This is a genomic window from Pseudomonas sp. 910_23, assembly GCF_052850795.1.
In genome coordinates this window covers 104,272-123,133 of sequence record NZ_VXCZ01000004.1, presented here as the reverse complement: position 1 = coordinate 123,133, position 18,862 = coordinate 104,272, and the positions used below count along the sequence as shown (strand labels likewise).

The following is an 18,862-nucleotide window of genomic DNA, read 5'->3' as shown; positions in this document are numbered from 1 at the left end:
GGCCAGGGAACAGACTCACCTGGCCTAAAAAGGCACAGCTCAAGCAGCCTTGGGCTTTGGCGGGAATTTCGGTGCGTGCAAGCCCAATTCCATACCGCGCTCGACCATGCCCATGATGTCTTCCTGCGCCACGTCGAACAGGCGCTTGAGTTCGGGCAATACGAAGTACAGCGGTTGCAGGATGTCGATACGATAAGGAGTGCGCATCGCTTCCAGCGGATCGAAGGCTTGGTGCTCGGGCTCATCCGACAAGCAATACACGCTTTCTTTAGGCGAAGACAGAATGCCGCCACCGTAGATGCGGCGCCCTTGGGGCGTGTCCACCAGGCCGAACTCGATGGTCATCCAGTACAGGCGCGCCAGGTACACCCGTTGCTCCTTGGTGGCCGCCAGGCCGAGCTTGCCGTAGGTGTGGGTGAATTCGGCGAACCAGGGGTTGGTCAGCAGCGGGCAGTGGCCAAATATCTCGTGGAAAATATCCGGTTCTTGCAGGTAGTCCAGCTCTTCACGGGTACGAATAAAGGTCGCCACCGGAAATTGCTTGCTGGCGAGCAATTCAAAAAAGGTCTGGAAGGGAATCAGTGCGGGTACACGCGCGACTTGCCAGCCGGTGGTTTCGGCCAGCACCTTGTTGATTTCGCCCAACTGGGGGATGCGATCCAACGGCAGGCCGAGCTTGTCGATGCCGTCCAGGTATTCCTGGCACGCACGGCCTTCGATCACTTTGAGTTGGCGAGTGATCAGCGTGTTCCATACCACGTGTTCTTCTGGCGGGTAATGGATAAAACCTTGCGCATCGGGCTCGCGGGCCACGTAGTGCGTCTGCTTCATACGGCTCTCCTGCTAGGCATTCGTTCTTGTTATGTCCTGCGATGCACCTATTGATAACCCGAACAGCGCCGGATTCCATCGCGGTCTTGCCTGGGTGCGTAGGAAAAACTACCCGTTTTCGTAAAGTATTCGTTACGGGTGTAGGCCTTATCTGTGTCTTGGGCTGTGAAAAGGTGACGCGCTGTCACATAATCTTGACGACTATCTGCGCCCAGCGGCAAAAAGACGCGGTGCCTCCCTACTTTTCGAGCCTTTCCATGCGTATCAAAGTGCACTGCCAGAACCGCATCGGCATCCTGCGAGACATCCTCAACCTGTTGGTGGAGTACGGCGTCAACGTCGCCAAGGGCGAGGTCGGCGGTGAGCATGGCAATGCCATCTACCTGTTTTGCCCGAACCTGGTGAACATGCAATTCCAGGCATTGCGCCCGCAGTTCGAGGCGATTGCCGGCGTATTCGGCGTCAAAAGGGTGGGGCTGATGCCGAGCGAGCGGCGGCATATGGAACTCAATGCGCTGCTCGGCGCCCTTGAATTTCCGGTGCTGTCCATCGACATGGGCGGTTCTATCGTCGCTGCCAATCGCGCAGCGGCACAGTTACTCGGTGTGCGGGTGGATGAGGTGCCGGGTATTCCACTGTCGCGCTATGCCGAGGACTTCGATTTGCCGGAACTGGTGCGTGCCAGCAAATCGCGGATCAACGGCTTGCGGGTCAAGGTCAAAGGTGACGTGTTTTTGGCGGATATCGCCCCACTGCAATCCAGCGAGCATGACGACAGTGAGGCCATGGCCGGTGCCGTGCTGACCTTGCATCGCGCTGACCGTGTGGGTGAGCGCATCTACAACGTGCGCAAGCAAGAGCTGCGCGGCTTTGACAGCATCTTTCAAAGCTCCAAGGTGATGGCTGCGGTGGTCCGCGAAGCACGGCGCATGGCACCGCTGGATGCGCCGCTATTAATAGAAGGCGAAACCGGCACCGGCAAAGAACTGCTGGCCCGTGCGTGTCACCTGGCCAGCCCGCGAGGGCAGTCGCCTTTGATGGCCCTCAATTGCGCGGGGCTGCCCGAGTCGATGGCCGAGACTGAACTATTCGGCTACGGCCCCGGTGCTTTTGAGGGGGCGCGAGCGGAGGGCAAGCTCGGGCTGCTGGAGTTGACGGCGGGCGGTACCTTGTTTCTTGATGGCGTTGGCGAAATGAGCGCGAGATTGCAGGTGAAATTGCTGCGTTTCTTGCAGGATGGGTGTTTCCGTCGGGTCGGCAGTGATGAAGAGGTGTATCTGGATGTGCGGGTGATCTGTGCGACCCAGGTGGACTTGTCGGAACTCTGCGCCCGGGGTGAGTTTCGCCAGGATCTCTATCACCGACTGAACGTGCTGTCGCTGCACATTCCACCCTTGCGTGAATGCCTGGACGGCCTGGCGCCCTTGGTCGAGCATTTTCTTGACCAAGCCAGTCGGCAGATCGGTTGCCCGCTGCCCAAGTTGGCGCCCGCTGCCATGGAGCGTCTTAGCCACTACCACTGGCCAGGCAATGTGCGGCAGTTGGAAAACGTGTTGTTTCAGGCGGTATCGTTGTGTGAGGGCGGCACGGTCAAGGTCGAGCATATTCGTCTGCCGGATTACGGCGTGCGTCAGCCGCTTGGGGATTTTTCGTTGGAAGGCGGTTTGGAGGATATCGTGGGGCGGTTCGAAAAGGCCGTGTTGGAAAGCCTGTACGCCGAGCACCCAAGCAGCCGGCAACTGGGTAAGCGCTTGGGTGTATCGCACACCACCATTGCGAATAAGTTGCGCGACTATAAGGTGATCAAGTAAGGGTATCGCGATGCTGGACACTGCGTCTTGTGAACGCAGTGTCCGATCTGACAACTGCCCAGTGTGTCAGCCGTAGACAATGTTGTACTGGCCTATTTCTTCAATCTTGCCTGTACTTTTGTCCCTCCAGGCCAGCGTTGTGTTTTCGTTGTCAATTTTAAAGAGCTCAATCAGGCTGTAGTTCTTGTCATGTTCCAAGTTGCTCAAACTTTTTTGAATCTCGGGAGAGAGTTTTCCGTACTTGCCGTTTTTCAGGTCCTTGGCAGTTACGCCGTAATCCTTGAATTGTTGGGCTTCGGAATTCGAATTCAACAGCTTTAATAAATCCGTACCGCTCGTTGGCGTCATATAGCCGTTTTCTGGCTGTTCAATAAATACAGGCCTGCCACCGTCGACGGGTGCCCAGAGGTAGGTCAATGCGTGTCCGTTAAACTGAGTCACCATCCGGTAGTCCCTATGTTCATCCAGTTTCCCCAGTTCCTTGGTAATACTGGGGGAGAGTGGCCCATATTTGCCGCCAAGCAGATCCTTGGTGGTGATATCCATGTCCATACGGATCATGGCCTGTGGCAGTGTGTCGATAAGTTTATCCAGCGCCTTTACGGCCGGGTTCCAGTGTTGATTTATTGGTGCGAATTCGTCTGCGAGCCTTGGAGAGACAAGATAACTTGGCCGCTGATCAGCATACCTGTCAGTAGGGTAGTTCCAGTCACGGCGCATGTCTGGTACGCGCCGCTCGGGAAGGTAGTCCCAGTCGCGACGCATTTGCGGCAAATCCCGGCCAGGGCGATAGTCCCAGTCTGGTTGCATGTCCGAGATGCGTCGGTCGGGGTAATAGTCCCTGGCACGGTGCATCTCTGGAAAGTATCGGTCAGGACGATAGTCTGAAACATCGGCCCTGTGCTCGTGGGTGCACGCGTGATAATGGGGCGCGGCCGATGGGTAGTTAGGTCGGTATACATCATGGTCCAGTCTGCCACCCGCTCTTGTAGGGAAGTAGGGAACACTGAAAGGCAGGGTGGGTACTTGTGAAATAGTGGACATGATACTGATCCTGTAGTTAGTGATAGGTGTGTCGCAAACACGCAACTTTAAATACTCGGGGTGGTGATGTTGCGATGGACAGAATTTACGCAGGCAGTAGGGTGTGTTCAAGTTGTCGTTGTTTAGTAATTGTAAGCGTGTGTCGAGACGTTTTAATTTGGTGTAAGTGTTGTGAGATGTCCGAGAAAGCAAGCGTAAAAACATGTATTAACTAAATGCTCAAGCGCCTGATAAAGATGGGTTTCACTCGCTGTACGTGAATTTGAAATAATAAGTCTGGTAGTCACCGCGTGTGTATTAATAACCCATCGCAACATTTCCCTCGATAAGAGCGGCCCAGGAAGCTGAAATGGCGACGCACCGGCGTAATTCAGGCATGGGGAGGGCCTCGGGCGTCAGGTCTTGCCGCAAGCGGCATAAGTCCGCCGTTTTTTCGACTCTTGAGAGTGGGTCTGCTCGACGCTCAAGCCCTCAACCCCCCGTATTCAGGGGGCTCCTTCGTTTTTTTTAAAGGTTGGTTCGCAAATTGCTTAAGCCTCCTCAGTACAGCGGTGGGCGGCAAGCGTCCGTCAGAAAGAGGAAAGAGCGTGGACAAGTACCTTTATGTGGCAATGACCGGCGCCAGCCAGAATGCACTGGCGCAGAAGGCCCATGCCAACAACCTGGCGAACATTTCCACCAACGGTTTCCAGCGCGACCTGGAGCAGGCGCGTTCGATGCCGGTGTTCGGTGACAGCTTTCCGGCGCGGGCATTTGCCATGACTGAGCGGCCGGCCACTGACTTCTCCCCAGGCGCGATGATCGAAACCGGTCGCGACCTGGATGTGGCCGTCAGCGGCGACGGCTGGATGGCCGTGCAAACCCCCGATGGCGGCGAAGCCTACGTGCGCAGCGCGAGCATGAACGTGGATGCGCTGGGGGTGCTGCGTGCCGGCAATGGTATGCCGATCATGGGTAACGGTGGCCCGATTGCCGTGCCGCCCCAGCAGAAAATCGAAGTCGGTGCCGACGGCACCATCAGCATCCGCGCCATGGGCGAAGGCCCGCGGGTGATGGCGGAAGTAGACCGGATCAAAATGGTCCAACCCGATCTCAAGAACATGACCAAGGGCCTGGACGGCACCATCCACACCAAGGATGGCCAGCCAGCCCAGGCCGATGCGAACGTCAAGCTGACTTCGGGCTTCCTGCAGGCGAGCAACGTCAATGCCGTGGAAGAAATGACCGCGGTGCTGGCGCTTTCCAAGCAGTTCGAGCTGCACATCAAGATGATGAACAGCGCTAAAGAAGACGACCAGGCCATGACGCGCGTCATGCAGATGAGCTGATTCAAGCCCATTAACTAATTTGCAACGTAGCGCCCACCACCCGGCGCACGAAGGAGAACAGCATGCTTCCGGCTCTATGGGTTGCCAAGACAGGCCTGTCCGCCCAGGACACCAACCTGACGACCATTTCCAACAACCTGGCGAACGTGTCGACCACGGGCTTCAAACGTGATCGCGCCGAGTTCCAGGACCTGCTCTATCAGATCAAGAAGCAGCCAGGTGCCCAATCGACCCAGGACAGCGAATTGCCGTCGGGCCTGCAATTGGGTACTGGTGTGCAGATCGTCGGCACCCAGAAAAACTTCAGCGCCGGTAACCTGCAGCAAACCGGCCAGCCGCTGGACATGGCCATCAATGGCCGTGGCTTCTTCCAGATCCTGCAACCGGATGGGACTACCTCCTACACCCGCGACGGTACTTTCCACCTGGATTCCAACGGCCAGATCGTCACCGCCAACGGTTTCGCCCTGGAACCGGCCGTGGTGGTTCCGGCGGATGCCAAGACCTTTACCGTGGGCAACGACGGCACCGTGTCTATCACTGTGGCCGGCAACCCGGCGTCGCAAGTGATCGGCAACCTGCAAACAGCCGACTTCATCAACCCGGCCGGCTTGCAGGCGATGGGCAATAACCTGTTCCTGGAAACTGCCTCCAGCGGCGCGCCGCAAATCGGCATCCCGGGCCTGAACGGGTTTGGCACCACGCTGCAAAGCACCCTGGAAACCTCCAACGTCAGCACCGTTGAGGAGATGGTCAACATGATCACCACCCAGCGCGCCTACGAGATGAACTCCAAGGTGATTTCCACCGCCGACCAGATGCTCTCGTTCGTCACGCAGAATCTGTAATCACGTTTATGGGGCGCTCTTGACGGCGCCTGCAACACCATGAGGTAAGGGTCATGAATCGCTATGTTTCCGTTTTGGCATTGAGTGGGATCGCCGTGCTCGCGGGCTGTGTTGCCCCAACGCCAAAGCCCAATGACCCGTACTACGCGCCGGTGTTGCCACGCACGCCGCTGCCGGCGGCGGCCAATAACGGCTCGATCTACCAGGCTGGTTTCGAACAGAACCTGTACAGCGACCGCAAGGCCTTCCGGGTCGGTGACATCATCACCATCACCCTCAACGAGAAGACCCAGGCCAGCAAGAACGCCAACTCGCAGATCGGCAAGAACAGCAAGACCAGCATCGGCCTGACGTCGCTGTTCGGCGGTGGCCTGAACACCAACAACCCGCTGGGCGGTGGTGACCTGAGCCTGGACGCCGGCTACAGCGGCGACCGTGCCACCAACGGCAAGAGTGCGGCGGGGCAGGGCAACAGCCTGACCGGCTCGATCACCGTGACCGTGGCCGACGTATTGCCCAACGGCATCATTGCCATACGCGGTGAGAAGTGGATGACCCTCAACACCGGCGACGAGCTGGTGCGCATTGCCGGGATGGTCCGCGCCGATGATATTTCCACCGACAACACCGTGCCGTCGACGCGCATTGCCGATGCGCGCATCACCTACTCGGGGACGGGTTCGTTTGCTGATGCAAGCCAGCCGGGCTGGTTCGATCGTTTCTTCCTTAGCCCGCTGTTCCCTTTCTAGGTGGCCATTTTGAATTTCAAACAGCTGATGGCGACGGCGCTCTTGCTGGCCTTGAGCACTGTGGCGCAGGCCGAGCGGCTCAAAGATATCGCCAGTATTTCCGGCGTGCGCTCCAACCAGTTGATCGGCTATGGCCTGGTGGTGGGGCTCAATGGCACGGGTGACCAGACCACCCAGACGCCGTTCACCCTGCAGACCTTCAACAACATGCTGTCCCAGTTCGGTATCAAGGTGCCGCCAGGCTCGGGTAACGTGCAATTGAAGAACGTTGCCGCGGTGTCGATCAGTGCCGATTTGCCGCCATTTGCCAAGCCGGGCCAGGTGGTGGACATTACCGTTTCGTCCATGGGCAACTCCAAAAGCCTGCGTGGCGGCACCTTGCTGATGACGCCGCTCAAAGGTATCGACGGCAACGTCTACGCCATTGCTCAGGGCAACCTGGTGGTCGGCGGGTTTGACGCTGAAGGCCGCGATGGTTCGAAGATCACTGTCAACGTACCGTCGGCCGGGCGCATTCCCGGTGGCGCGACGGTTGAACGCACCGTGCCGAGCGGTTTCAACCAGGGCAACAGCCTGACCCTGAACCTCAACCGCTCCGACTTCACCACTGCCAAGCGCGTGGTCGACAAGATCAACGACATGCTCGGCCCAGGTGTGGCCCAGGCCATCGACGGGGGTTCGATTCGCGTCACCGCGCCACTGGACCCCAGCCAGCGTGTGGACTACCTGTCGATCCTGGAAAACCTGGAGGTCGACCCTGGCCAGGCGGTGGCAAAAGTCATCATCAACTCGCGTACCGGCACTATCGTGATCGGTCAGAACGTCAAGGTCTCGCCGGCAGCGGTGACCCACGGCAGCCTGACGGTGACCATCACCGAAGACCCGATTGTCAGCCAGCCGGGCCCGCTGTCCAACGGCCAGACCGCCGTGGTCCCGCGCTCGCGGGTCAATGCCCAGCAAGAAGCCAAGCCGATGTTCAAGTTCGGCCCCGGCACCACCCTGGATGAGATTGTCCGTGCGGTGAACCAGGTGGGCGCAGCGCCCGGCGACTTGATGGCTATCCTCGAAGCTTTGAAACAGGCCGGCGCCCTGCAAGCCGACCTGATCGTGATCTGAGGCCATGGCCATGGATATGCGCAAGAGCGGCATCAGCAGCACGGCGGACTCGGGGTCTTACTCCGACCTGAATCGGCTTAACCAGCTGAAGGTCGGTGATGACAAGAACAGCGAAGGCAACATGCGCAAGGTGGCGCAGGAGTTCGAGTCGCTGTTCTTGAACGAAATGCTCAAGTCCATGCGCTCGGCCACCGACGCTCTGGGCAAGGACAACCCGCTGAATACCCCGGCGGCCAAGCAGTATCAGGAAATGTACGACCAGCAACTGGCGGTGTCGATGTCCCGCGAGGGCGGTGGTATCGGCCTGGCCGACGTGCTGATGCGTCAGATGCAAAAGAACAAACCTGTGGAGGCCCAGGCCGCCACCTTGCAAGGCCCGGCAGCGGATGGGCCGGTGAGGAAAGTCGATGTGCCGACCGAGATTGCTGCCGGTACCCAGGCTGAGGGCCCGTTGGGGCGCTCCAATGGCCAGCGTCCATTGTGGGCCTATCGTGTGGCCGAGCCGCAGGCCGGGGCCGTTGCGTCTCACAGCAACGACATGGAGCTGATGAACCAGCGCCGTATCGCCTTGCCCAGCAAGCTGACTGACCGTTTGCTTGCCGGCATCGTGCCCAGTACCCAGGTCGAGGCCAAGGCCGCGCCGTTGCGCAACAGTGCCGCCGATGACAACGTCATCAACAGCAGTGCGCGCACCTTTGCCGTACCGAGCGGGCGCATGCAGGTGTATGGCCGCGCCATTGCCCAGCCACCGCTGGCACCGGCGAAGAAAGCCTTCAGCTCCCAGGACGAATTCGTTGCCACCATGCTGCCGATGGCCAAGGCCGCCGCCGCACGGATTGGCATCGATCCCAAGTACCTGGTGGCCCAGGCAGCGCTGGAAACCGGTTGGGGCAAATCGGTCATGCGTGCCGAAGACGGCAGCAGCAGCCACAACCTGTTCGGCATCAAGGCCGGCCAGAGTTGGCAGGGCGGCCAGGCCCGTGCGATCACCAGCGAGTTTCGCGATGGGGCGATGGTCAAGGAAACGGCGCAGTTCCGTTCCTACAGCTCCTACCAGGACAGCTTCCACGACCTCGTGACCCTGCTGCAAAGCCATGATCGCTATAAAGAAGTTGTGAAATCAGCCGACAACCCGGAACAGTTTGTACGCGAGTTGCAAAAAGCCGGTTATGCAACCGACCCGGATTACGCCAGCAAGATTTCGCAGATCGCTAAAACCATGAACAGTTACCAGAACTACGCTGCCGCTGGCGCAACCACACATTTATAAGGTCTGAACCATGAGTTTGCTCAGTATCGGGATGTCAGGGCTCAACGCCGCTCAAGGATCGCTGTCGGTCTTGAGTAATAACATCGCCAACGTTAATACCCCAGGGTACTCGCGTCAGCAGACCACGCAGAATACTAACGCGTCGAACCCGTTCGGCGGTGTGTTCATCGGCACCGGTACCACCCTGGCCGACGTGCGCCGGGTGTACAACGAATACCTGGACACTGCCTACCAGAACAGCACGGCCCTGAACAACGATGCCAAGGCGTATCTGGATCAGGTCGGCGCCGTCGACAAAGTGCTGTCGGACAAGACCACCGGTCTGTCATCGGTGCTCAGCTCGTTCTTCGCTACCCTGCAAACTGCAGCGTCCAACCCCAGCGACCTGTCGGCCCGCCAACTGCTGGTGACCAACGCCCAGACCCTGAGCAGCCGTTTCAACGCGATCTCGACGCAGTTGACCCAGCAGAAAGAGACTATCAACAACCAACTGAGCAGCATGAGTGAGCAGGTCAATCAATTGACCGCCTCGATTGCCTCGCTCAACAAGCAGATCTCCCAAGTGCAAGGCGCGTCGGGCAATGCACCGGCCAACCTGCTGGACTCGCGTAACGAGGCGGTACGCTCGCTCAATGAGCTGATCGGCGTAACGGCCACCGAGAAGAACGGCCAGTTCAGCGTGACCACCGGCAGCGGCCAGTCCCTGGTGGAGGGTGGGATCTCCAATACGATTTCCGCAGTGCCGAGCAAAACCGATAACAGCCAGTACACCATTCAGCTGGACATGAACGGCACCACCATGGACCTGGGCGGCGTCATCAGTGGCGGCAGCATCGGTGGCCTGTTGCGTTATCGCAGTGATGCCTTGATGCCGGCTATCAACGACCTGGGCCGTATCGCCATCGCAACCGCAGACACCATCAATAACCAACTGGGCCAAGGCCTGGACCTCAATGGTGACTTTGGCGTTTCGCTGTTCAAAGACATCAACAGTGCCGCCGCCATTGCTTCGCGCAGCCAGGGCGCCTCGGGCAACAGTGCCGGGGCCGGCAACCTGAATGTGACGATCAAGGACAGCAGTAAGTTGTCCACGTTTGACTACACCGTGACCTTCAGCGACAAGACCGACCCCAACAAGGTCACGGTACTGCGTTCGGACGGCAAGGCCATGGGCACCTTTGACATGGGCTCCACACCGCCGCCGACCATGGATGGCTTTACCCTGGCGCTGGACGGCAAGGGCGCCATGGCGTTTGGCGACAGCTTCAAAGTCAGCCCGACCGCCACCGGCGCAAGCGGTATGGGTGTAGCGCTCACCGATGCCAACAAGCTGGCGTTTGCCGGCCCGCTGGCGGGTACCAGCAGCAAGACCAACAGCGGCACAGGCACATTTACCCAGCCGTCGTTGACGGTGCCGCTGGATATCCATGGCGGCACCGACACCGCACAGTTGCGCGCCGGTATTGAAAACTCGATGCCGGTGAAGATGGTGTTTGGCAAGCCCGCCGCTGACGGCACGCAGTCGTATACGATCAGCGATTCCAAGGGCAACCCGATTGGCACTGGCTCAATCATCCCGGGGCAGGGCAACAAGATCACCGTCGACGTACCGATGCGCGACGCCAGCGGTGCAGCCATCCCCGGCAAGAGCTTCAAGTTCGACACCACCGTCAATGGCTCCCCGGCAGACGGCGACAGCACTACCTTCGCCTTCAACAGCGGCGGCAAATCCGATGGCCGAAACGCCCAGGAACTGCTGAACCTGCAAACCAAGGCCACCGTTGGCATGGGCGAGGGCAACGGGGGCACCAGCCTGGTGGGGGCCAATAGCAAGCTGGTCTCCACTGTCGGCGCCAAGGCCAGCCAGGCCGGGGTCGACAGCGCCGCCACCGGTGCGTTGCTGAGCGCCAATAAAGATGCGCGCAACTCGGTGTCCGGGGTCAACCTGGATGACGAAGCCGGCGACATGATCAAGTTCCAGCAGTACTACACCGCGTCGTCGCAGATCATCAAGGCTGCGCAGGAAACCTTCACCACACTGATGAATGCTCTTTAAGGGAGGCTGGGACGATGCGTATTTCTACACAGCAGTATTTCGAGACCAGCTCTGCCAAGTACCAGAGCAACTATTCCAGCGTGGTCAAGGCCCAGGACCAGGCCAGCACCGGTGTCCGTGTGCAAACCGCCGCGGATGATCCGGTAGCGGCGGCGCGGTTGCTGATGCTGCAACAGCAGAAAGATATGCTGGCGCAATTCAACGGCAATATCGACACGTTGAAGAACTCGCTGACCACCCAGGACGGCGTGCTGGAAAACATCAATATCGCGATTCAGCGGGCCAGTGAGCTGGCGTTGAAGGCGGGTAACGTTGGTATCAGCGACGCTGACCGCAAATCGACTGCCGCCGAGATCGGCGCCATTGAAGATCAGGTGCTGGGCCTGCTCAATACCAAGGACGCCAGCGGTAATTACCTGTTCTCCGGGAGCAAGACCGACACGCCTCCCTACACCCGCAACAATGACGGCACCTATAGCTACCAGGGCGATGACACGCCGTTGAGCCTGAAGGTGGCTGAGAACCTGTCGGTCGCCATGGGCAATACCGCCAAGAGCATGCTTGAAAGCTCGGCGAATACGGGCCGTACGCAAACAGCACCGATCCTCGTGCCGCCAGCGGTCGATGATGGCAAGGTCACCGTGTCTGCCGGGTTGATCGCGGCCAACACCAGCTATAACAGCAGTTTTTCCGACGGCCAGCCGTACAAGCTGACCTTCACCAGCAGCACCCAATATGTCGTAACGGACAATGCCGGCAAGGACATCACCTCGGAGATTCCGGGCAACGGCACTTTCGATGCCACCAAGGAAGGCGGTTCGAGTATCAATCTGCGCGGGGTCAAGTTTGACATCGGCTTGAACCTGGGCAAGGACGCATTGGGCAAAGACATACTGCCCGGCGCGCCATCGGACGCCATCGTCAAGGATCGCGAGTTCAGCTTGTCGGTCAAGCCGGACACCTTCAGTGTTTCACGCACCCCGAGCAATCCGTCCACTGCGCAACTGAGCGGCGGCACGGTGAGCGATCCGGCGGCATACGCCAACACCTTTCCCAACTCGGGTGTCGTCGTCAAGTTTGGCGCGGCCGGTGCCTATGATCTGTATGCGCAGCCGTATACCGCAGACAGTAAATCCATTGCCAGTGGCACCCTGGCAGCTGGTGCAACGTCAATCACGGCGGCGGGCGTGACCTTCGATGTCACCACCGCACCGGCGCCGGCAGCCGGCGACCAGTTTTCGATCAGTGCCACCAGCAACAAGAACGAGAATGTCCTCGACACCTTGAGCCATTTGCGCAAAATCCTGGAAACGCCGTCAGACGGCAACCCGGCGGCGCAGAAGGAGCTCAAGGATGTGGTGGCCAAGTCCATTGGCAACCTGACCAATGCCTACAGTCAGATCGACCAGGCGCGTGGTTCTCTGGGTGCGCGTCTCAATGGCCTGGATATTCAGTCCAAGGAAAACGTCAGCCTGGACCTGGCCAATACCACCACCATGAATGCCCTGGGCAATGTCGACTTCGCCGAAGCCGCCATCAACCTGAGCTTGCAGCAGACCATGTTGCAGGCTTCGCAGTTGGCCTTTGTGAAAATCTCGCAGTTGAGCCTGTTCAACAAGATGTGATCGGCGCTGTGCACGACGGCCCAGCCTGGAAACAGGCTGGGCCGTCGTCGTTTCCGTGGCGCAATTGTTGAAACGTTTTGCATAAACCACGCAAAATTGAGTGACCTGTGAGTCATAAAGCGCATCTTCACTGTATCGTGTGAAAAGGATAAGTCGCCCACAGTTCTTTATCAGGCGGCTTTCAGCGGGATTTTTATGGGGTTATCCCCTTTATTGTCAGCACTTCCGGCGTAGCCCGAGGGGTGTTCTCCAGCTATTTAGTATTGGGAAGCCACAATGATTGGCATAAAAAGCATCGCCAGTTACGTGCCGGCGGACGGGATCGATAACTACGCCCAGGGTGCCAAGTTCGCCAAGGATGAAGAATTCATCATTGGCAAGATCGGCTCGGCGTTCCTGCCGCGCAAGGAAGCTGCACAGGAGACTTCCGATCTGTGCGTCGAAGCAGTCAACGCCTTGTTTGCCAACAACCCCGAATTGAAGCGTGAGTCCATCGACGCGCTGATCGTCGTCACCCAGAACGGCGATGAAGAGGGCCTGCCTCATACCGCCGCCATCGTTCAGGACAAACTGGGCCTGCCTACCCACGTTGCCGCCTTCGATATTTCCCTGGGCTGCTCCGGCTACGTCTACGGCATCTACGCGATGAAGGGCTTCATGGAAGCCGCCGGCCTGAAAAACGGCCTGCTGATCACTGCAGACCCGTATTCGAAGATCGTCGACCCGGAAGATCGCAACACCACCATGCTGTTCGGCGATGCCGCCACCGCCACCTGGATGGGCGAAGAGGCGCCGTGGTTGCTCGGCAAGTCCAAGTTCGGCACCGACGGTTCCGGCGCGCCGCACCTCAAAGTCAGCGACGGCGTGTTCTTCATGAACGGCCGCCAGGTGTTCAACTTCGCGCTGCTGAAAGTGCCGGCGCACTTGCACGAGTTGCTCGCCGAGTCGGACCTCAAGGCCGATGACATCGATGCGTTCTGCATCCACCAGGGCAGTGCGGCCATCGTCGATGCCGTGGCACGCCGCTTTGAAGAAGCGCCGGTGGACAAGTTCATCAAGGACATGGTCGAGACCGGCAACACCGTGTCGTCGAGCATCCCGTTGCTGCTGGAAAAGCACGTGATGGACGCCACCTGGAAGCGCGTGGCCATCAGCGGCTTTGGTGTGGGCCTGTCGTGGGGCTCGGCGATTCTCTATCGTCCGTGATGCTTTAGCGGCTGCAAAAAAAACGCCGATGATCGAAAGATCATCGGCGTTTTTTTGCGCTTCCACCCTGTAGGAGCAAGCTTGCTCGCGAAGAACCTGAGAGCGCCGCGTGCATCCTGAATGCCCGCGTCATCGTTAACGCTCTTCGCGAGCAAGCTCGCTCCTACAAGGGGGCTGTCTTGAAGGCGAAGTTTTGGCGCCAGTAACCCGTGATTGCTGGCGTTTCACGCCTCTATAAGCCCTTGAAATACAAGGGCTGGCACAGGGCTACTAAAAAAAATCAAAAAAATCCTCAAGCAACCGGCTACCACGACGATAACTATTACGTAGGTTCTCTAGGCCACACCCGGCGGTCGCCAGGGCCGGAAGCCGCAGTATCCAAATCACGAGGATTTCGTCATGGCATTATCAGTAAACACCAACATCACCTCCCTGGGTGTCCAGAAGAACCTGAACAAAGCTTCCGACGCCCTGAGCCAGTCGATGAACCGTCTGTCCTCCGGCCTGAAAATCAACAGCGCCAAAGACGACGCTGCCGGCATGCAGATCGCTAACCGTCTGAACAACCAGGTCAAAGGCCTGAACGTTGCCATCGCCAACGCCAACAACGGCGTGTCGATTGCCCAGACCGCTGAAGGCGCGATGCAAGAATCCACCAACACCCTGCAGCGTCTGCGTGAACTCGCCCTGCAAGCGTCCAACGGTGACAAAAGCGACGCTGACCGTGTTTCCCTGCAGCAAGAATTCACCGCTAAAGTGGGCGAGCTGAACCGTATCGCCAGCACTACCACCTTCGGTGGTCGTAACCTGCTCGACGGCTCGTTCAGCAACGTAGCCTTCCAGATCGGCGCCAACGCCAACGAGACTATCTCGTTTGGTATGACCGACATCAGCTCGACTGCGCTGAAGGGTAACTACAAAGAAGCTGCTGTAAACGGCACTGCAATGACTGGCCTGGCTGCTACTGCCACTGGTTCGGTTGTGACTGATAAAGCTGTTACCACGGGTACTGCTGCTGCCACGGTTCTGGCTGGTGAAGCCATCAACATCAACGGCACCGATATTACTCTCGGTTCGGGTGCTGCTGGTACCGCTGCCGCTACCTCTGCTGTCGCTGCCATCAACGCGCAAACTGCAACCACCGGCGTAACCGCCAGTGCCGATGCTACCGGTAAAGTCAGCCTGGTTTCCGATAAGGCTATCGTTCTGGCAGCACCGACTGCCGGCACTGACGGTCTGGCCGCTCTTGGTTTGACTGCTGGTTCTAAGGCCGTCTCCACTGACATGACCTCTGCCGGTTCGATCACTGTAAACGGCAACGCTGTAGCTTGGGGTGTCGGCGATACCAAGGCTTCCCTGCTGACCAAACTCGAAACCGCAGCGGGTGGCACCGCCACCGGTGCTTCCGCCACTTTCGGTGCAGACGGTCGCTTCAAAGTGACTTCGGGTAACGGTGCTGACATCAAGCTGGCGAACACCTCCGCCGGTTCCCTGTCCCAACTGGGCCTGTCGGCTGGTACTACCCAAGCCAAACTGACCGCTGACACCTCCATCGATGTGAACGGCGTTGAAGTCAAGTTCAAGAAAGGTGACACCGCTGACGCGATCGTTTCTTCGATCAACAGCGCCAGCACCGGTGTTCAGGCCAGCAAAAACGCTGACGGCACCCTGAACCTGTTCGCTGACAAAGACATCACCATCAAGGACGGCAGCGCCGGTACTGGCTTGGCTGCATTGGGTCTGACCACCGTTGCTGCCGCCGGTACTAAAACTGCTGTCACCATGGAAACCAGCGTTTCTGACCTGAACATCCTGACTGCCGCTGCTTCGCAACAGGCTACCCAGGCTCTGGACGATGCCATGCAGCAGATCGACAGCCAGCGTTCGCAGCTGGGTGCCGTACAAAACCGCTTCACCAGCACCGTCGCCAACCTGCAGAGCATTTCGCAGAACTCCTCCGCTGCCAAAGGCCGCGTAGAAGACGCTGACTTCGCTTCTGAAGCGGCTGAGCTGACCAAGCAACAAACCCTGCAACAGGCTTCCACTGCGATCCTGTCCCAGGCCAACCAACTGCCATCCGCTGTACTGAAGCTGCTTCAGTAATAGCGCTAGCGGTTAAATAACGGGAGGGTGCGTTTAACGACGTGCCCTTCCGTTTTTTCAGTTTGGAGGTGGTGACATGGACATGAGCATCAAGCTGACCTCGTCTTACCCCGCAGCCACGGCTTCGGCCAACCTTGGCGCAGTGGTGACCCAGGCCAAGCCTGTGGCCAGCAATGAGCCGATCAAGAGTGAAGAGCCTCAGCGCGTGGCGCTGGAGAAGGCTGTTACCGATATGCGTGAGTTTGTGCAGGCTTCACAGCGCAACCTGGATTTTTCCATCGATGACTCTACCGGCAAGGTAGTGGTCAAGGTGATCGCCACCGACAGTGGCGAAGTGATTCGACAGATTCCATCGGAGACCGCGCTGAAATTGGCGCAGAACCTGAGCGATGCCGGCAGCCTGTTGTTTGATAGCAAGGCTTGAGTTGGCACGAAACATGTTTCTGATTGCGGTCTAGGCGTTTAAGCGCCAAAAAAACGGCCGCCGCAGGACAAGGAGAATGAAAAATGGCTAGTTCAACGATTTCCGGCCCTGGTTCGGGCTACGACACGCAAGCTATCGTCAAGGCGTTGGTGGGGGCTGAACAAGCGCCTAAACAACAGCAGATCACCAACGAGCAGAAAACTGCCACCGTCCAGTTGTCGGCAGTTGGTTCGATCAAGACGGCGTTGGAGGCCTATCAGGCGGCGATCACCAAGTTGAATAACCCCTCCGCGTTCAATGGGTTGGCGGCAAGTTCTTCGGAAGAGAAAAACGCCAAGGTGACGTTGGGTGACGGAGCATCCAGTGGCAAGTACGTGTTGCAAGTCGATAACCTGGCAACCGCTTCAAAAGTTACCACTGCAGTGAATGCTGAGGGTGCCTCGGGCAAGGCCAACACTACAGACGAAGACCAGACGCTGACCATCAACCAGTCGGGTAAAAGCTTCGATGTGGTGATTCCAGGTGGCGCGACCCTGCAACAGGTGCGAGAGTCAATCAATACCCAGCTCTCGTCGCAGGGTATCAGTGCCAACGTATTGAGCGACTCCAATGGTGCGCGACTGGTACTGACCTCGACCAATATGGGCGAAGGCACCGACATCACCCTCAGCGGTGATTCGCAACTGGCCAGCGGGTATGACAAAGGCACGCCGCCGACCAACGCCAAGTACTCCATCGACGGCATTGCAATGTCATCCAGCAGCAACAAAATCACGTCGGCGATCAGTGGCGTCACGTTGGAGCTGTTGGACACCATTGATGTGAAAAAACCGACGACCATTACCGTGGCCAGTAACACTGACACGTTGAAAACCTCGGTACAGTCCTTCGTCAGTGCGTACAACACGCTGATGACCGCCATCAATACCCAGACCAAAGTTACTGCAACCGGTGACGCGTCGACTACCACTGCCGGTGCGTTGACCGGCGATGCATCAATGCGTCAATTGGTGAACAGCCTGCGCTCCGAACTGGTCAACGGCTCCGGCGCGGGCACCATGACCAGCCTGGCCCAGATGGGTATCACCACCGATCAGAAAACCGGCCTGCTGAGCCTGGATGACAAGACGTGGGACAAGGCGGTAGTCAAAGGCGCTGGCGATATTGCCAAGCTGTTCACCGGCGACACTGGTTTGATCACGCGCATGAACAAGGCGACGAAGAGCTACGTGGGCACCACCGGCACCCTGGCAACCCGGGCGACGGATCTCAACAACAAGTTGACCGACTTGACCAAAGAGACGGCCGACCTGACACGACGTATGGACGCCTTGCAAAAATCCCTGACCGCCAAGTACACGGCCATGGACACCATGATCGCGCAGATCAACGCCAGCAGCTCCAGCATCCTGACCACCCTCAACTCGTTGAACAATCCGAAATCGAACTGATGGGCGGCGCGCTTTCAGGCCCTGATTCAGGGCCTTGGCGTATGGTTGGGAATTAAAGTTTTCGTCGCCACGGTCGAAAAACTGGTTAAGCAAACCTATTCGATTGTCGCCAGTAACGAGGTAGCAACATGAACCCGATGAGAGCCCTTCGCCAATACCAGAAGGTCAGTTCCCATGCCCAGGTCTCCGAAGCCAGCCCGCACCGCCTGGTGCAGATGCTGATGGAAGGAGGCCTGGATCGCATGGCGCAGGCCAAGGGCGCATTGAACCGTGGGGATATTGCCCAGAAAGGGCTGATGCTGGGCAAGGCGATTGAAATTATCTCTGGCCTGCGTGACGGCCTGGAGCCAGAAAAGGCCGAAGATCCGGCAGCAGTGCACCAGTTGGACGCCTTGTATGGCTATATGAGCAATCGTTTGGTCGAGGCCAACCAGGTGAATGACGCCGAGATAATCGACGAAGTCGCCCGCCTGCTGATCACCGTCAAGACCGGCTGGGATGCCATCGCTCCACAATAAGGCCGATCGCCTTGAGGGACACATCATGAGCCATGCACTGCAACGCATCGACGAAACCCGCGAAGCCCTTCTCGGCGCGCTGGCCGAGCGCAATTGGGAAGCCGTGGGCGAGTTGGACCTGGGTTGCCGCGCGGTGATTGATGAGGTGCTCAGCGAAGTGCCGGTGGACGAGGGCGCCTTGCGCGAGAAACTGGAAAGCCTGTTGGTGGTGTATCAGCAGTTGCTGGAGGTCACGACCGGCGAGCGCCAGGCGATTTTCGAAGAGATGTCGCAGATCAACCAAGCGAAAAATGCGTCAAAGGTTTACCATCTCTTCGGTTGAACGGGCGCAGTTAATCCGCACGGCGCGTCATATATTTGACTGTGCCAGCATTTTTGACTTAACTAGTGCTGTTTTCAGATTTCAGACGTCTAGTAGGTAACAAATCTTACAGGTGTCTTGATTGCCCTCATTCCGGGGCAGGAAGTTTTACTAGGGAAGT

The 18,862-nt window shown here is 58.3% G+C and carries 16 protein-coding genes; 14 read left to right on the top strand and 2 right to left on the bottom strand.

Features of this window, described 5'->3' with window-relative positions:
- Positions 1-39 precede the first annotated feature (39 nt).
- Complete coding sequence (phhA, locus tag FW800_RS06235; protein WP_446437229.1) at positions 40-831, bottom strand: phenylalanine 4-monooxygenase; 792 nt, start codon at positions 829-831, stop codon at positions 40-42.
- A gap of 257 nt (positions 832-1,088) precedes the next feature.
- Between phhA and FW800_RS06230 the strand changes: the two genes are divergently transcribed.
- The gene (locus FW800_RS06230; protein WP_005790109.1) at positions 1,089-2,642 is read left to right on the top strand and encodes a sigma-54-dependent phenylalanine hydroxylase transcriptional regulator PhhR; all 1,554 of its coding nucleotides are present in this window, start codon (positions 1,089-1,091) and stop codon (positions 2,640-2,642) included.
- Positions 2,643-2,708: 66 nt separating this feature from the next.
- On the opposite strand, the gene FW800_RS06225 is transcribed toward FW800_RS06230, so the two are convergent.
- On the bottom strand, positions 2,709-3,686 hold the full coding sequence (locus tag FW800_RS06225; RefSeq protein ID WP_446437228.1) for a hypothetical protein: 978 nt from the start codon (positions 3,684-3,686) through the stop codon (positions 2,709-2,711).
- A 587-nt stretch (positions 3,687-4,273) separates the two neighbouring features.
- On the opposite strand from FW800_RS06225, the gene FW800_RS06220 reads away from it, so the two are divergent.
- The 13 genes from FW800_RS06220 to FW800_RS06160 all read left to right on the top strand — a co-directional run bounded on the left by FW800_RS06220 (position 4,274) and on the right by FW800_RS06160 (position 18,702).
- Positions 4,274-5,014: a flagellar basal body rod protein FlgF gene (locus tag FW800_RS06220; RefSeq protein WP_032880052.1), complete on the top strand. Its 741-nt coding sequence runs from the start codon at positions 4,274-4,276 to the stop codon at positions 5,012-5,014.
- Positions 5,015-5,076: 62 nt separating this feature from the next.
- Positions 5,077-5,862 carry a flagellar basal-body rod protein FlgG gene (flgG, locus tag FW800_RS06215; RefSeq protein ID WP_446437227.1) on the top strand — a complete coding sequence of 262 codons (786 nt, stop codon included), beginning with the start codon at positions 5,077-5,079 and terminating at the stop codon, positions 5,860-5,862.
- A gap of 53 nt (positions 5,863-5,915) precedes the next feature.
- Positions 5,916-6,611 (top strand): flagellar basal body L-ring protein FlgH, encoded by a 696-nt coding sequence (gene flgH, locus FW800_RS06210; protein ID WP_005790104.1) that lies wholly within the window; start codon positions 5,916-5,918, stop codon positions 6,609-6,611.
- A gap of 6 nt (positions 6,612-6,617) precedes the next feature.
- On the top strand, positions 6,618-7,727 hold the full coding sequence (locus FW800_RS06205; protein WP_371920236.1) for a flagellar basal body P-ring protein FlgI: 1,110 nt from the start codon (positions 6,618-6,620) through the stop codon (positions 7,725-7,727).
- A gap of 4 nt (positions 7,728-7,731) precedes the next feature.
- Positions 7,732-8,997, top strand: a complete 1,266-nt coding sequence (gene flgJ, locus FW800_RS06200) for a flagellar assembly peptidoglycan hydrolase FlgJ (RefSeq protein ID WP_032880054.1) — start codon at positions 7,732-7,734, stop codon at positions 8,995-8,997.
- 10 nt (positions 8,998-9,007) lie between these two features.
- Positions 9,008-11,053 carry a flagellar hook-associated protein FlgK gene (flgK, locus tag FW800_RS06195; protein ID WP_005790099.1) on the top strand — a complete coding sequence of 682 codons (2,046 nt, stop codon included), beginning with the start codon at positions 9,008-9,010 and terminating at the stop codon, positions 11,051-11,053.
- Positions 11,054-11,067: 14 nt separating this feature from the next.
- Positions 11,068-12,678 (top strand): flagellar hook-associated protein 3, encoded by a 1,611-nt coding sequence (locus FW800_RS06190; protein ID WP_446437226.1) that lies wholly within the window; start codon positions 11,068-11,070, stop codon positions 12,676-12,678.
- Between the two features lie 276 nt (positions 12,679-12,954).
- Positions 12,955-13,884, top strand: a complete 930-nt coding sequence (locus FW800_RS06185; protein WP_446437225.1) for a ketoacyl-ACP synthase III — start codon at positions 12,955-12,957, stop codon at positions 13,882-13,884.
- A gap of 399 nt (positions 13,885-14,283) precedes the next feature.
- Positions 14,284-15,987 carry a flagellin N-terminal helical domain-containing protein gene (locus FW800_RS06180; RefSeq protein ID WP_446437224.1) on the top strand — a complete coding sequence of 568 codons (1,704 nt, stop codon included), beginning with the start codon at positions 14,284-14,286 and terminating at the stop codon, positions 15,985-15,987.
- A gap of 76 nt (positions 15,988-16,063) precedes the next feature.
- The gene (locus tag FW800_RS06175) at positions 16,064-16,411 is read left to right on the top strand and encodes a flagellar protein FlaG (RefSeq protein WP_078821974.1); all 348 of its coding nucleotides are present in this window, start codon (positions 16,064-16,066) and stop codon (positions 16,409-16,411) included.
- Between the two features lie 83 nt (positions 16,412-16,494).
- Positions 16,495-17,862, top strand: coding sequence for a flagellar filament capping protein FliD (gene fliD / locus FW800_RS06170; protein WP_032880058.1), 1,368 nt, complete (start codon positions 16,495-16,497; stop codon positions 17,860-17,862).
- A 128-nt stretch (positions 17,863-17,990) separates the two neighbouring features.
- On the top strand, positions 17,991-18,380 hold the full coding sequence (gene fliS / locus FW800_RS06165) for a flagellar export chaperone FliS (protein ID WP_005790090.1): 390 nt from the start codon (positions 17,991-17,993) through the stop codon (positions 18,378-18,380).
- A 25-nt stretch (positions 18,381-18,405) separates the two neighbouring features.
- Positions 18,406-18,702 (top strand): hypothetical protein, encoded by a 297-nt coding sequence (locus FW800_RS06160; protein ID WP_005790088.1) that lies wholly within the window; start codon positions 18,406-18,408, stop codon positions 18,700-18,702.
- The last annotated feature ends 160 nt before the right edge of the window (positions 18,703-18,862 follow it).